Here is a 13,505-nt window from a genome sequence, read left to right as displayed (position 1 = left end):
TCCGTTCGGGACCGTCGGACCGGCCCCAAGATTTTGTCCGTTCCGCTTGGCGCGGGGAAGCGTGACATACGGCACAGTCGCGGACGCCCCACTGCGGCAGGATGGCCGCGTGACCGATGAGCACCTTGATCCTGCCGACATGCGCAAGCAGTACCGCTCCCAGCTCGTCGCCGAGGAGAGCCTCGCCGACGAGCCGATGGGCCAGTTCGCGCGCTGGTTCCGGGACGCCGCGGAGGCGAACGTCTTCGAACCCAACGCGATGGTCGTCGCGAGCGCAACTCCCGACGGCCGGCCCAGCTCGCGCACGGTCCTGTTGAAGCAGTTCGACGACCGCGGCTTCGTCTTCTTCACGAACTACGACTCCCGCAAGGGTCGCGAACTGGCCGCCAACCCCTTCGTCTCCCTGCTGTTCCCCTGGCATCCGATCGCCCGCCAGGTCATCGTCACCGGCACGGCCTCGCGCATCGGCCGCGACGAGACGGCCGCGTACTTCCGCTCCCGCCCCCACGGCTCCCAGCTGGGCGCCTGGGCCAGCGAACAGTCCACGGTGATCGCTTCCCGCGAGGAGCTGGACCGCCGCTACGCGGAACTGGAAGCCCGCTACCCCGAGGGCGAACAAGTCCCCGTCCCCCCGCAGTGGGGCGGGATCCGCGTGGTCCCCGACGCGGTGGAATTCTGGCAGGGCCACGAGAACCGCCTCCACGACCGCCTCCGCTACGTCCTGGAGGCCGGCACCTGGCGCGTGGAGCGCCTCTGCCCGTGACCCCGTAGGGGGTCCATACACGCAGGCGACCCGCGAGCTCGGGTTTCCCCCCTGCAGTGGGGGAAGCCGGCCGGACGTACCGGCGAGCTCGCGGGTCGGGTGACTGCTTGGGATTGGCGCCGGCGACTCCGCCAGGCACCGCACTAGGTGCGTGCGACAGCGGGCGCTTTAGCCCGCAGCCACCTCACGCGTCCGGTTTCCGTACATTGCGGCAACCACCTCCCTTCTCGTGTGACACAGAGCCTAGGCACGTCGCCGCGCCCCGACAACCGTTTATTTTCCGGCGGGGAACGAGACGACGGGCGTCGAGCAGGAGGTCGAGGGACTGCGGTCCCTCCTGACGGAGCACCGCCGGGCCGACTGGGCCCCCGACCCGCAGGCCGAGCCGCGCATCGCCCGGCAGACGACGCGGTGGGAGAGCGTGCACCAGTACGCGGTGGTGGCCGGCATCGTCCTTGTGGTGGTCGCCCTGATCCTCTTCCTGACCGGCTTCGGACCGGATTTCCTGCCCCAATCCGCAGAAACCGGTGTGGGCTGCGTCACGTTCGAGTTCAATGACGTGACGTGCCGCACACGCGAACACCTGCAGGGGGCCCAGGTGACTGCATCCGGACGTAGTGAGACCGCCGACGATCTGCTCGCCGCGCTGCTGGACGGGATGGACGCGGCCTTGTGCGCGTTCGATGCCGACGGTGTGATCACCCACTGGAACCGTGAGGCCGAGCGGATCCTGGGGTGGTCGGCGATCGAGGCCGTGGGGCGCAAGGGGTTCGCGGGGTGGGCCGTACGGGCCGCCGACGCCCAGGACGTGCAGGACAGGCTCATGGCCGCGCAGGACGTGCCGGGGCGGCAGGTGCACGAGTTCGCGCTACTGACCAAGGACGGCGGGCGGGTGCTCGTGCGGACCCAGTCCGCGGGGGTGCCGGGCGCCGACGGGAAGCCGGCCGGGGTGTACTGCGCCTTCAGCGAGGTGCACGCGCAGATCGACCTGGAGCGTTCCATCGCCTTGAGCGAGGCCCTCATGGAGGACGCCTCCTGGGGGGTCGTGCTCGTCGACGTGGACCTGCGCCCGGCCGTGGTCAACGTGCACGCCGCCCGCGCCTTCGGCTCCGGCCGCACCGTGCTGCTCGGGCGGCCGCTGGGCGACCTGCTCGCGCAGGGGGCGGAGGAGCTGGAGGGGGCCCTGCAGCACGTACTGGCCGAAGGCGCGCCCCCGGCGCCGCTGGAGCTGTGGGTGTCCGTACGGGGCTCCGAGGGCGTGCGGCGGCGGTGCTGGCGGTGCGGGTTCCTGCGCCTGGCGTCGCCGCTCGCGGAGGAACCCGTACCGCTCGGGGTGGCGCTGCTGTTCCAGGATGTCACCGAGGCCCGGCAGGCGCAGCTGGACACGGCGCAGCTGCGGTTCCGGTCCCATCAGCTGTACCGGGCCGGGCGGGCCGCCGCCGAGTGCGAGGATCCGGCGGAGGCGGCGGCGGTCCGGCTGGAGTTCGCCCTGGCCGGCTTCGCCGAGCACGCGCTGGTGGACGTACTGGACGGCTCGCCGCGGGAGCGCGTACGGCTGCTGCGCTGGGCGGCGTCCCCGCCGGGCCTGCCGGGGCTCCCCGAGCCCGGGGCGATCCCCCTGCGCTACGAGGCGGGCCACCCGGCGCTGCAGGCGCTGGACCGGGCCGGGTCGGTGCGGGCCAGCGCGCCGCGCGGGCAGGCCGACGCGGCGTGGGCGGGTGCCCGGCGCTGGCCCGAGGACGCGGCGCACGCCCTGTGCACGGTCCTGCGCAGCCGGGGCCGGAACCTGGGGACGCTGACGTTCCTGCGGGGCCCGTCGAGACCCGCCTTCGAGCGCGCGGACGCGGCGTACGCGGAGGAGGTGGCGGCCCGCGTCGCCGCGGACCTGGACCTGGCCGGGCGGAATCCGCGGCAGGCCTAGGCCGTCTCTTTCGGATCTTGCCGGGCCCGCGGTGCCTGGCACCGCACCTGGCCGCACTGCCGGGGCGACCGAGTACGTCCAAGTACACGCACGCCCCGGCAGCGCGCCCATGCACGGCACCAGACACCGCGGACTCGGCCGACAAGATCCGAAAGAGACCGCCTAGTGGCGGGACCCTAGTGGCGGAAGAAGATGCGGTCGCCGTACTCCTGCATCACGCGGCCGTTCCACTCGTGGCCGCCGTCGACGTTGCCCGAGCGCAGCAGCGGCGGCTCGACCCCGCGGGCGACGAGCTCGCCGGCCGCGGCGGCCATGACCGCCTGCATGATCGCGCTGGTCACGACGGTGGAGGCGGGGGCGAAGGGGGCTTCGATGCCCTCGTGGGTGAGCTCGGCGTCGCCGACCGCGATCTTGCTGTCGAGGACGATGTCGCAGTGGTCCTTGAGGAAAGTGCCGGAGACGTGGCGGGATTTGGTGTCGGTCGCGTAGGCCACCGAGGTGACGCCGATGACCTTGAGGCCGATCGCGCGGGCGTTCATGGCCATCTCGACCGGCAGGGCGTTGCGCCCGGAGAGGGAGATGATCACGAGGACGTCGCCGTCACTGGCCGGGCTGCTGTCCAGGACCGCCCCGGCGAGGCCGTCGACGCGCTCCAGGGCGCTGCCGAGGGTGGCGGGCATGACGTCGATGCCGACGGTGCCGGGGACGGCGAGGAAGTTCATCAGGGCGAGTCCGCCGGCCCGGTAGACCACGTCCTGGGCCGGGAGAGAGGAGTGCCCGGCGCCGAAGGCGAAGAGCTTGTTCCCGGCGGCCACGGCGTCCGCGATGACGGTGCCGGCCTCGTTGATGCGGGCGGACTCCTCGTCCCGTACCCGCTCCAGCAGGCCGATCGCGGCGTCGAAGAACTGACCGGCCAGCTTGCTCTCGCTCATACGCCGATGGCCTTCCGGGGTGGGAGTGGGTGAGGTTGTCGTCCGTGTCCGCCGCTCACCGTGCGGTCTGGACCAAGGGCGTGTCAATACGAACGTCAATCCAAGGGGCGAAAGGCCCGGTGGGGGGGCGTAATGAGAGGCGGCCGGGGGGTCCGGGGAGGCGTTTGGGGGCAGTCCGGAACAGCCCTTGACGTCCAGCACGGGACGGTTGTCGGCGCGATGCGTCAGAATTGGGGGCAGGGCCAGCGCACGCAATCCGAGGGGCACGAATGTCCGGACTGATCGATACCACGGAGATGTACCTCCGCACCATCCTCGAACTGGAAGAGGAAGGTGTGGTTCCCATGCGCGCCCGCATCGCCGAGCGGCTCGACCAGAGCGGCCCGACGGTGAGTCAGACGGTGGCGCGGATGGAGCGCGACGGCTTGGTGGCGGTCGCCAGCGACCGGCACCTGGAGCTGACGGACGAGGGTCGCAAGCTCGCGACGCGGGTGATGCGCAAGCACCGTCTCGCGGAGTGCCTGCTCGTCGACGTCATCGGCCTGGAGTGGGAGCAGGTGCACGCCGAGGCCTGCCGCTGGGAGCACGTGATGAGCGAGGCGGTGGAGCGGCGGGTGCTGGAGCTGCTGCGCCACCCGACCGAGTCGCCGTACGGGAACCCGATCCCGGGGCTCGAGGAACTGGGCGAGAAGGCCGAGGCCGATCCCTTCCTGGAGGAGGGCATGGTCAGCCTGGCGGAGCTGGACCCGGGCGTCGAGGGCAAGACCGTGGTGATCCGCCGGATCGGCGAGCCGATCCAGACGGACGCGCAGCTGATGTACACGTTGCGGCGGGCGGGCGTGCAGCCCGGCTCGGTGGTCAGCGTGACCGAGTCGCCCGGCGGTGTGCTGGTCGGCAGTGGGGGCGAGGCCGCGGAGCTGGACGCGGACATCGCCTCCCACGTGTTCGTGGCGAAGCGCTGACGTACGGAGGGGTTGGGGGGTCTTCGACGGCTGTCTGGTCTTCGGCGGCCGTGTGGTCTTCGATAGCGGTGTTGTCTAGAGCGGTGTTGTCTTCGACAGGCTGACGCACGGGCGTTCGATCTGGTCGCCAGTGCGAGCGAATCCGGCTGGTGTCGGCCGGCGTGGACCGGTGCGGATCTGTATGGATGGTCCCGGCGCCTTACGGCGCCGGGACCGGTCCTCCCCTGCTTGACCTGGAGCCCCGAGCTCTCAAGGTCATCCCTTCGGACCGTCTTCCCCGAGCGGTCCGCCTCCCTGTTGAAAGGATCTCCATCGGCAGCGGCGGTCAATCCTTGAGCAAGGTCACTCGAAAGAGCGGTGTTGGCGGCGAGAACCCCGTTTTCGAATACGGGTTCGATACTGTGGCCGGGAGCGAAGGGGGTGCATCTGCGGTGGTACGACGCCTCGATGTGACGGGGGCCGACGGCGTACGCCTTGCGGCCTGGGAATTCCGCGGAGCGACCGCGGAGTGTGAGCCTGTGCCCGAGGCGGATCCGTCTCGGTCGCCCTCGCCGCCGCTCGCGCCATCGGGCGAGCCCGCGGCCCTCTTACTGCACGGCCTGATGGGCCGCGCCTTCCACTGGGCGGGCACCGCACGCTGGCTCGGCGCGAGCCGCCGCGTCGTGGCCCTCGACCAGCGCGGCCACGGCCAGAGCGAGCGCCCCCCGACCTCCGGCCCCGCCGGCTCCGTCGCCTACGGCCGGGAGGCCTTCGTCGCCGACGCCGAAGCGGCCGTCGAGCAGCTCGGCCTCGCGCCGGTGACGCTGATCGGCCATTCCATGGGCGCCCTCACCGCCTGGCAGCTGGCCGCCCGCCGCCCCGACCTCGTGGCGGCCCTGGTCATCTGCGACATGCGGGCGTCCGCGCTGGGGGAGGCCTCGCAGCAGGAATGGGAGGAATGGTTCCGCCACTGGCCGCTGCCGTTCCCCACCCAGGACGCCGCGCGGCGCTGGTTCGGCGAGGACGACCCGCGGGTCGAGCGCCCGGACCCCGGCCGGGGCGAGTTCTTCGCGGAGGTCATGCACGAGGCCGACGACGGCTGGCGGCCGCTGTTCTCGCGCCGCCAGATGCTGACCGCGCGGGAGACGTGGGTGCACGACGCGCACTGGGAGGAGCTCGCCCAGGTCAGCTGCCCGACGCTGGTCGTCCGCGGCCTGGACGGCGAACTGGGCCGGGCGGAGGCCCAGGAAATGGTCCGCGTCCTGCCGGCCGGACAGTACGCGGAGATCCCGGACGCCGGCCACTACCTCCACTACGACCACCCGGCGGCCTGGCGCGCGGCGGTGGAGCCGTTCCTGGAGGGCATCAAGGCATCGGCATGAGGCCCGCTCGGAGCCGGGCGGGCGTCCTGAACTAGCCGGTGGCCCCGCCCGGTTGGCGGGCTTCGGCCTGCAGTTTGCGGGCTCGTTCGGCGGGGCGATAGTTCGGCCCGACCCCTTCGATCAGCAAGAGGTCGCCTTCGATGTGGTCGGTGCGCAGGTGCAGGATGGCCCGGTAGGCCGGAGAGTCGTACCAGGCACGGGCTTCGGCGAGGCCGGGGAACTCGATCAGCACCATGCTGCCGGGCCAACTCCCCTCCACGACTTCGGCCGGCGGACCGTGGATGACGAAGCGGCCCGCGAAGGGGTCGAGGGTCGCCTGGATGCGCTCCAGGTACTCGATGACGTCGGAGTGACTCCGGCGGCTGCGGAGATGAGCGAAGCCATAAGCGGGCACCACCGGGCTCCTTCGTTTCGGGGTGGGCGATGGCCGAGAACGTAGCCGAGGCCGGTGGTGCGGTGCGATTACCCCGGAGGTCATGGCCGCGGGGGGCGGATGGCGGGCGGGACCGGCGGGTCCGGCTCCGGCCCGCGCCGGTCGTTCCTCTGCCTGGTCACGGGTCAGACCGCGTCCGGGTCCGCATCCTCACCTTCATCCGCATCCGCGAGGAGCCCGAAGCCCTCCGGGAAACCCTCCAGGAACGCGCGCCGTGCCGGATCGGACTCCGCACCGGCCATCGTTCCGAGCAGTTCGATCAACTCGTCCCGCTGCTCGCTCGACAGCTTGCCGACCACGTGGGCGACGCCCTCCAGGACCTTGACGGCGTCGTCCGGATCCATCTGCTCGTCATCACTGCTCTCGACGAACCGCAGGACATCGACCAGGACTTCGGCCAGGACATGGCTCAGGGACGCGTACACGGGCATCGAGGCCCCGGCCCCCGCCCCGCCCCCCGCCGCGGGGGCGGTCACGGGGCGGCCAGGAGGGTGAGCTGGTCCGGCAGGGGGAGGGCCTCGCCCGCGGCGAAGGCGCTCGCGAAGGCCTCCGGGCCCAGGGCCGCGCGGGCTCGGGCCGTCGCCCGGTCGGTGTCGGCGCGCTCCGCCGCGGGGCGCGGGGTGCCCACCGAGGCGCGCAGCGCCGCCGCCGTGCCCAGCAGCGAGGCCGCCCGGGCGGGCGGGAGTATCCCCGCCAGGCCTTCGAGGGCCAGGGCGAGCGCACGGGGGTCCCCGGTGCGGCGGGCCGCCGCGAGGCTGTCCCGGTGGAGGGACTCCGCCGCGGCCGGGTCGGCCCGCAACTCCGCGACGTACCCCAGCTCCGCCAGGACCAGCGCCGCGCCGGAATCGACCCCGAGCCGCCGGTTCCAGTCGAGCCACGGCCGCAGCAGGGCCTCGGCGCCGTCCAGGTCGCCGCCGCGCCGCGCGCCCAGGGCCAGTCCGATCGCCGCGAACTGCTCGGCCGGGCGGTGGGTCTGCTCCTGCGCCAGCCGCAGCGCCTGTCCGTGCAGGTCGGCCGCGTGCGCCAGGTCGCCGGTCAGCAGCGCGATGCGGCCCTGCCGGGCCAGCCGGAAGGAGGCGTGCGTCCACAACTCCAGTTCCCGCGCGGCCCGTACGCCGTCCTCGTGCAGCCGCGCCGCGGCCGCGTAGTCCCCGGTCACTTCGGCGAGGATGCCGAGCTGCTCCGAGGTCTGCAACTGGCCCCAGATGTCGCCCAGTTCCGTGAACACCTCGGCCGCCGCCTCCGCGTTGCGGCGCAGTTCCGCGAGGTCGCCGTCGTAGAGGGCCCGCGTCGAGAGGGTGAGCAGCGCGGCCCCCTCGCCCCAGCGGTCGCGGCGTGCGCGGAACCGGGCGGGGAGGAGACCGAGCTCGTCCTCGCGCACGCCGGAGCCGGAGCGGGCGCCCGAGCCGGAGCCCGAGCCGGAGCCCGAGCCCGAGCCGGAGCCGGAGTCGGACCCGGACCCGAATCCGCACCGGGCGTGGGCCAGCAGCCACTGGTCCCGGATTCCGGCGTCGGAGAAGTCGCCGTCCAGGTGGCTGTCGTCCCCGCCGAGCAGGGCGAAGGCGGCGTGCAGGGCCGTGGATCCCGCGGCCCGGGTGGCCTCGGTGGCTTCCTGGATCCGGCCGCGCAGGAACCAGTACCAGGACAGCGCCCCGACCAGCCGTCGCCCCGTCGCCCCGGCTCCCGCGTGCTCCAGGGCGGCCCGGGTGTTGAGGTTCTCCCGGTCGAGCCGCCGCAGCCACTCGCCCTGACCGGGCCCGTGCAGCCGCTCGGCCGCGTGCTCGGCGAGCGCCGTGCAGTACTCCGCGTGCCGCCGCCGGGTCGCGCCCGTCTCCCCGGCGGCGTCGAGCCGCTCCAGCCCGTACGCCGCCACCGACTCCAGCAGCCGCGGCCGGGCGTCCCCGTAGGCCGGGTCCCCGTAAGCGGAGACCACGAGCGAGCAGTCCACGAGCCGCGTGAGCAGATCGAGCACGTCCTCACGGGCGACCCCCGCGTCCGAGTCCGCGCACACCGCCTCGGCCGCCTCCACGGTGAATCCGCCCGCGAACACCGACAGGCGGCGCAGTACCGTCGCCTCGGCCGGGGAGAGGAGCCCCCAGCTCCAGTCGATCGTCGCGCGCAGCGTGCGCTGGCGGGCCGGGGCGTCCCGGCGCACCTGGTTGAGCAGGCGGAACCGGTCGTGCAGCCGTTCCGCCAGGGCCTCCACGCCCAGGACCCGGACCCGCGTCGCGGCGAGTTCCAGTGCGAGCGGGATGCCGTCCAGCCGACGGCAGATCAGGGCCACGGCCTCGGCGGTGCCGGGGCCGAGGGCGAAGCCGGGGGCGGCGGCCGCCGCCCGGGCCGCGAACAGTTCGATGGCCTCGGCCTCCGCGAGCGGGGCGACGGCCTCGATCACCTCGCCCGAGAGCGCGAGCGGCTCCTGGCTGGTGGCGAGGACGCGCAGGCCGGGGGCGCGGCGCAGGAGCCGGTCGGCGAGGGCCGCCGCGGCCGGGAGGAGGTGCTCGCAGTTGTCGAGCACGAGCAGGGCCGTGCGCCGGTGCAGGGCCTCGGCGAGCCGTTCCTCGACGGAGCCGCCGCCCGCGTCGTCCTCGCGCATCCCGATCGTGGCGGCGACCGCCTCGGCGACCGAGGTGCCGTGCGCGCCGGCGAGTTCTACGAACCACACGCCATCGGGGTGGGCCTCCTCCAGTCGCGCCGCCGCGGCGAGCGCGAGCCGGGTCTTGCCGACGCCGCCGGGCCCGCACAGCGTCACCAGCCGCCCGCCCCGGAGCGCCGCACAGACCCGGCCGACGGCCGCCTCGCGCCCCACGAGGGAGCTGACGGGGCTGGGCAGCCTCCCGACCGCCGGGCCCAGACGGCCCTCCTCCGAAGCCGGCGATCCGGTCCCGGCGCCCTTCGCCGCTGTGCCCGCCGCCCCCGTGCCCTTCGCCGCTGTGCCCTTCGCCCCCGTGCCCGCCGCCGCCGTGCCCGTCGCCCCCGTGCCCGCCGCCGTCGGGCCCGTCAGCTCGGGGGCCTGGCGGAGGATGGCCTCGTACAGGGCCGAGAGTTCCGCTCCCGGGTCGATGCCGAGTTCCTCGGCGAAGAGTTCGCGCAGGTGGGTGTAGACGGCCAGGGCCTCGTTCTGGCGGCCCGCGCGGTACAGGGCCCGCATCTGGCTGCCGCGCAGCCGCTGGCGCAGCGGGTGGGCTGCGGCGGGGGCGGTCAAGTCGTCTGCCAGGGCGTGGTGTTCGCCGAGTTCGAGGCGGGCTTCGGCCAGTTCCTCGTACGCGGTGATCCGCTGTTCCTCCAGCCGGGCGATGGCCGCCTGCGTGAACTCAGCGTCCCGGAAGTCGGCGTACGCCTCGCCCTGCCACAGGCCGAGCGCCCGCGTCAGCAGCTCGGCCCTGTCCCGCGGCCGCGCCGCCGCGCGCGCCGCCGCGGTGAGTTCCGCGAAGCGGTCCGCGTCCACGGCACGGGCCGGAGCGCGCAGGGCGTAGCCCGCGGGCCCGTACGCGATTAGGGAGCGTGCGCCGTCCTCGGCCCGGGCGAGGGCCCGGCGGAGCTGGGAGACCTTGGTCTGGAGGGTGTTCCCCGGGTTGCCGGGCGCGGCGTCGCCGGCCTCGCCCCACAGGTCCTCGATCAGCCGGTCCACCCGCACGGGCCGGCCGTCGCGTACGAGGAGGGCCGCGAGCAGGGCCCGTACCTTCGCCTCGGTGACGGGCACGGGAGTGCCGTCGTCCGTGCGGACGGTCAGTGGCCCCAGCACCTCGAAACGCATGCCACAACGTTACTTCTTGCCCGTCAGGGAGGTCTGGGTGGACGTGCGTCGGCCCGTGCGTGACGCGTGCGCGGCCCGTGCGCGGCCCCGGACATGGTGTTCCTGTGACCGCGACCGAGCGGTTGCGGGACCACCCCGGAAGGAACAGCCAGATGACCACCACCGCCGGCTCCACCACCGCCACCACGAGCACCCTCTCCCGCGAGATCCGCCTCGCCTCCCGCCCCGTCGGCGAACCGGGCCCGCACCACTTCGAGCTGGTCGCCACCGAGGTCCCGGAGCCCGCCGAAGGGCAGATCCTGGTCCGCAACACCTGGATGTCCGTAGACCCGTACATGCGCGGCCGGATGGACGACGCCCCCTCCTACATCCCGCCCTTCGCCCTCGGCACGGCCCTCGAAGGCAGCGCGATCGGCGAGGTCGTCGCCTCCCGCTCGGCCTCGGTACCGGTCGGGGCGACCGTCTCGCACTTCCTCGGCTGGCGGGAGTACGCGGTCCTCGACGCGACCGGCGCCACCGTCGTGGACCCGGCGGTCGCCTCGCAGGCGGCGTACCTCGGTCCCCTCGGCACCACGGGACTGACGGCCTACGCGGCGCTGACCCGGACCGCCCCGGTCGAGGAGGGCGACGTGGTCTTCGTCTCCGCCGCCGCCGGCGCGGTCGGCAGCGTCGCCGGGCAGCTGGCGCGGCGGCTGGGCGCCTCCCGGGTGATCGGCTCGGCGGGCGGCCCGCTGAAGACGCGCAAGCTGCTCGACCGCTTCGGCTACGACGCGGCCGTCGACTACCGCCAGGGCGACCTGGCGGGCCAGCTCGCCGAGGCGGCGCCCGAGGGCATCGACGTCTACCTCGACGCGGTCGGCGGCGACCACCTCCAGGCGGCCATCGGCGGGATGCGCCAGGGCGGGCGGATCGCCATGGTCGGCGCGATCAGCGGCTACAACGCCACCGCTCCCGCGCTGGGCCCGGACAACCTCTTCCGGGCCGCGGCCCGCGAGGTGACCCTGCGCGGCATGCTCGTCTCCAGCCACTTCGACCTGTTCCCGGAGTGGATCGGCCGGGCTGCGGGATGGCTGGCGGACGGCAGCCTGCTGACGGAGGAGACCGTCGTCGACGGCATCGAGCGCGCCCCGGAGGCCTTCCTCGGCATGATGCGCGGCGCGAACACCGGCAAGATGCTGGTCCGCCTCGATCCGTCGGCGCGATGAGTTCTGTGCCAACGCAAAGCCCCCGGGCGCCTCGTCACGAGGCGCCCGGGGGCTTTCTGCCGTGGCCTTCGACTCCGGTGGGCCGGGCGGCTATTCCGTGCCGGGCAGCCAGCCGCGCTGCACCGCGCGGACTCCGAACTCGAAGCGGCTCGCGGCGTCCAGCCGCTCCATCAGTCCGGTGGCCAGCCGGCGGGCCGTGCGCGGGGAGACGGCGAGCCGCTTGGCGATGGCCTCGTCCGTGAGGCCCTGCGCCAGCAGGCGGATGACCGTGGTCTCCTGCGGGCTGAGCCCGCCGTCGTCCCGCTCCTCCGACGTGCCGCCCAGCGGCCGGGCGTTCGACCAGACGTTCTCGAAGAGGGCGCACAGCGCCGTCAGGGTGCCCTGGCCGGTCAGCACCACGGCCCCCGCCGCGCTGTCCTCGCTGCTGACCGGGATGACGGCCGTGGTGCGGTCGAAGATCATCAGCCGGGTCGGCAGATCGGGAGCGGTACGGACCTCTCCGCCGAGCTCGCCGAGCCACGCCGCGTAGGCCACGGTGCTCTGGCTGTTGCGGACGCTGTCCTGGAACAGGGACCGCATCCGCACCCCGCGGCCCAGCAGGGCCAGGTCCCCGGCCTTCGACGCCTCCAGGGTCTCCGGGCGGTGACCTCCACCCGGTGCGAAGGCCATCAGGTCGGTCCGGGCCCCGTGCGCCAGGCTGGTGATCCTGGTCCGGATCTCGTCCAGGCCCACCAGCTGCTCGACGCCGGGACTGGAGGCGGCCGGGGTCAGATCGGCGAACTCCGCGATGAGCTGCGCGGCGGCCGCGCGCGAAGCCTCGATGCGCAGCTGCTGGGCCGCGAGGTCCGCCTGCTGGCGGGCCATGAGGATCTCCATGCCGACCTCGGGGGAGACGGCGCGCAGCTCGCCCTCCCGCTCGTAGGACGGGCGGATCAGAGCCAGTTCACTGAGCAGATCGAGGCTGGCCCGGACCTCGGTCTCGGTGACGCCCAGCTGCTCGGCGAGAGCGCGCACTCCGTCGCGCGGGCGCGCGAGCATGGTGCGGTAGACGGCCTCTGCGGTCGCATCGAGGCCAAGTGTTGCCAGCACAGCGGTTCCCCCCCCTGCGTACACCCGTAAATCAAGGTCAGCCGATCATCGCACGCGCGTCAGGGGGGCATCCGGGGGAGGCCTGGCCTCTTGCGGCCAAGGACCCAAGCGTCCAGCTTCAGGGTATTTGCCCGTTGTGAAGTCGCCGGGATGGTGGTGCGCATGTATCTCATCCACGCGGCCCTGCGGGCCCCCGCGCCCGGCGTCCGACTCCCCTCGCATGCGGGCGAACTCGTCCGCGCCCTCGCCGATGCCGATCCCACCGGCTGCGGTCCGGTCGAGCACGTCTCCACACATCCGGGTGCGCATCCGGGTGCCCTGCCGGGCGGGCTACCGGGTGCGCTCCCGAGCGCTCTCCCGACGCTGGGCGTGTACCTGATCGCGGACAGCCTGGGCGAGGCGGAGGGACGTACGGAGGTTCTGTGCCGCCGCGCCGTCGAGGGGGTGCCGGCGTTGTCCGGCTGGACCGTCGGCCGCGTCGGGGTCCCCCTCGTGACGCCGTACTACGAGCACCTCCTGCTGGCCGCTTTCGGTCCTCGTGGCCACAACGGTCCAGGTCCGGTTCCGTCCAGCTGAAAGCACTTCCACCCACGCTGAGCTGCGACGAAAGTAGTGATCGCCGGAAGGGAACACCACCTGGAAGGCAAGACCGGAGGAAACGTCACCGCGGGACGTGAGACCGGAAAGGGCCAGTCACCGGCCCGTCATCCCCACTCTCGAAAAGGACCACTCCCATGCTTCGCACTCGCCTCGTCAAGGCCGCCGCGGTCGCTTCCCTCGCCCTGGCCGTCGCCACCGTCACCCCGGCCCTGGCGGCCCACGGAACCGGAAACACCAGCGAGACCCGAGTCAGCGCCACCACCGCCTGGGAGACCGCCCCCGTCGGCAAGAACACCACCGCCTGGGAGACCGCTCCGGTCGGCAAGAACACCACCGCCTGGGAGTAGCCGGCCCCGCCGTCCGGGGCAGCAGCGCCGAAAGCGCCACCCGGTCACGGCCCACGAACTTCACAGCAGGACCCGTACAGCCCGCAAGACCCGTACCACCGCCTGGCTGACCGACCGCCAGTGCCGATCCTCACC

Annotated in this window: 12 protein-coding genes; 7 read left to right on the top strand and 5 right to left on the bottom strand. The window is 73.5% G+C overall.

Annotation, left to right across the window (positions count from 1 at the left end; genetic code table 11):
• Positions 1–139: 139 nt before the first annotated feature.
• Positions 140–763 (top strand): pyridoxamine 5'-phosphate oxidase, encoded by a 624-nt coding sequence (gene pdxH / locus ACFYYB_RS38050; protein WP_389442901.1) that lies wholly within the window; start codon positions 140–142, stop codon positions 761–763.
• Positions 764–1,361: 598 nt separating this feature from the next.
• A complete protein-coding gene (locus ACFYYB_RS38045) occupies positions 1,362–2,684 on the top strand; it encodes a PAS domain-containing protein (protein ID WP_389442899.1) in 1,323 nt (440 codons plus the stop codon).
• Positions 2,685–2,860: 176 nt separating this feature from the next.
• Here ACFYYB_RS38045 and ACFYYB_RS38040 read toward each other — a convergent pair whose 3' ends face one another.
• The gene (locus ACFYYB_RS38040) at positions 2,861–3,616 is read right to left on the bottom strand and encodes an SIS domain-containing protein (protein WP_389442474.1); all 756 of its coding nucleotides are present in this window, start codon (positions 3,614–3,616) and stop codon (positions 2,861–2,863) included.
• 269 nt (positions 3,617–3,885) lie between these two features.
• Between ACFYYB_RS38040 and ACFYYB_RS38035 the strand changes: the two genes are divergently transcribed.
• Together ACFYYB_RS38035 and ACFYYB_RS38030 are read left to right on the top strand one after the other, a co-directional pair.
• Positions 3,886–4,578, top strand: coding sequence for a metal-dependent transcriptional regulator (locus ACFYYB_RS38035; protein WP_389442471.1), 693 nt, complete (start codon positions 3,886–3,888; stop codon positions 4,576–4,578).
• Positions 4,579–5,009: 431 nt separating this feature from the next.
• Positions 5,010–5,939: an alpha/beta fold hydrolase gene (locus ACFYYB_RS38030; RefSeq protein WP_389442469.1), complete on the top strand. Its 930-nt coding sequence runs from the start codon at positions 5,010–5,012 to the stop codon at positions 5,937–5,939.
• A gap of 31 nt (positions 5,940–5,970) precedes the next feature.
• On the opposite strand, the gene ACFYYB_RS38025 is transcribed toward ACFYYB_RS38030, so the two are convergent.
• The 3 genes from ACFYYB_RS38025 to ACFYYB_RS38015 all read right to left on the bottom strand — a co-directional run bounded on the left by ACFYYB_RS38025 (position 5,971) and on the right by ACFYYB_RS38015 (position 10,129).
• Complete coding sequence (locus ACFYYB_RS38025) at positions 5,971–6,336, bottom strand: DUF1330 domain-containing protein (RefSeq protein WP_389442467.1); 366 nt, start codon at positions 6,334–6,336, stop codon at positions 5,971–5,973.
• A gap of 161 nt (positions 6,337–6,497) precedes the next feature.
• Positions 6,498–6,803 carry a hypothetical protein gene (locus ACFYYB_RS38020; RefSeq protein WP_389442465.1) on the bottom strand — a complete coding sequence of 102 codons (306 nt, stop codon included), beginning with the start codon at positions 6,801–6,803 and terminating at the stop codon, positions 6,498–6,500.
• Positions 6,804–6,844: 41 nt separating this feature from the next.
• Positions 6,845–10,129 carry a BTAD domain-containing putative transcriptional regulator gene (locus tag ACFYYB_RS38015; protein ID WP_389442463.1) on the bottom strand — a complete coding sequence of 1,095 codons (3,285 nt, stop codon included), beginning with the start codon at positions 10,127–10,129 and terminating at the stop codon, positions 6,845–6,847.
• Positions 10,130–10,281: 152 nt separating this feature from the next.
• On the opposite strand from ACFYYB_RS38015, the gene ACFYYB_RS38010 reads away from it, so the two are divergent.
• Positions 10,282–11,334 carry an NADP-dependent oxidoreductase gene (locus ACFYYB_RS38010; protein WP_389442460.1) on the top strand — a complete coding sequence of 351 codons (1,053 nt, stop codon included), beginning with the start codon at positions 10,282–10,284 and terminating at the stop codon, positions 11,332–11,334.
• Between the two features lie 90 nt (positions 11,335–11,424).
• Here ACFYYB_RS38010 and ACFYYB_RS38005 read toward each other — a convergent pair whose 3' ends face one another.
• Positions 11,425–12,423, bottom strand: coding sequence for a LuxR C-terminal-related transcriptional regulator (locus tag ACFYYB_RS38005; RefSeq protein ID WP_389442456.1), 999 nt, complete (start codon positions 12,421–12,423; stop codon positions 11,425–11,427).
• 162 nt (positions 12,424–12,585) lie between these two features.
• On the opposite strand from ACFYYB_RS38005, the gene ACFYYB_RS38000 reads away from it, so the two are divergent.
• Positions 12,586–12,999, top strand: a complete 414-nt coding sequence (locus tag ACFYYB_RS38000) for a hypothetical protein (RefSeq protein ID WP_389442454.1) — start codon at positions 12,586–12,588, stop codon at positions 12,997–12,999.
• Between the two features lie 158 nt (positions 13,000–13,157).
• Positions 13,158–13,370, top strand: a complete 213-nt coding sequence (locus ACFYYB_RS37995) for a hypothetical protein (protein WP_389442452.1) — start codon at positions 13,158–13,160, stop codon at positions 13,368–13,370.
• Positions 13,371–13,505 lie beyond the last annotated feature (135 nt).

This window comes from Streptomyces sp. NPDC002886 (assembly GCF_042888445.1).
GTDB lineage: Bacteria > Actinomycetota > Actinomycetes > Streptomycetales > Streptomycetaceae > Streptomyces.
The sequence above is the reverse complement of the archived record's forward strand: the minus strand, read 5'-3'. Positions and strand labels throughout refer to the sequence as shown.

Bases quoted from the DNA above. Each gene is read 5' to 3' on its own strand.
- ACFYYB_RS38040 (WP_389442474.1), bottom strand. From the start codon at position 3,616: ATGAGCGAGAGCAAGCTGGCCGGTCAGTTCTTCGACGCCGCGATCGGC.
- ACFYYB_RS38035 (WP_389442471.1), top strand. From the start codon at position 3,886: ATGTCCGGACTGATCGATACCACGGAGATGTACCTCCGCACCATCCTC.
- pdxH (WP_389442901.1), top strand. From the start codon at position 140: ATGCGCAAGCAGTACCGCTCCCAGCTCGTCGCCGAGGAGAGCCTCGCC.
- ACFYYB_RS38000 (WP_389442454.1), top strand. From the start codon at position 12,586: ATGTATCTCATCCACGCGGCCCTGCGGGCCCCCGCGCCCGGCGTCCGA.
- ACFYYB_RS38010 (WP_389442460.1), top strand. From the start codon at position 10,282: ATGACCACCACCGCCGGCTCCACCACCGCCACCACGAGCACCCTCTCC.
- ACFYYB_RS38015 (WP_389442463.1), bottom strand. From the start codon at position 10,129: ATGCGTTTCGAGGTGCTGGGGCCACTGACCGTCCGCACGGACGACGGC.
- ACFYYB_RS37995 (WP_389442452.1), top strand. From the start codon at position 13,158: ATGCTTCGCACTCGCCTCGTCAAGGCCGCCGCGGTCGCTTCCCTCGCC.
- ACFYYB_RS38020 (WP_389442465.1), bottom strand. From the start codon at position 6,803: ATGCCCGTGTACGCGTCCCTGAGCCATGTCCTGGCCGAAGTCCTGGTC.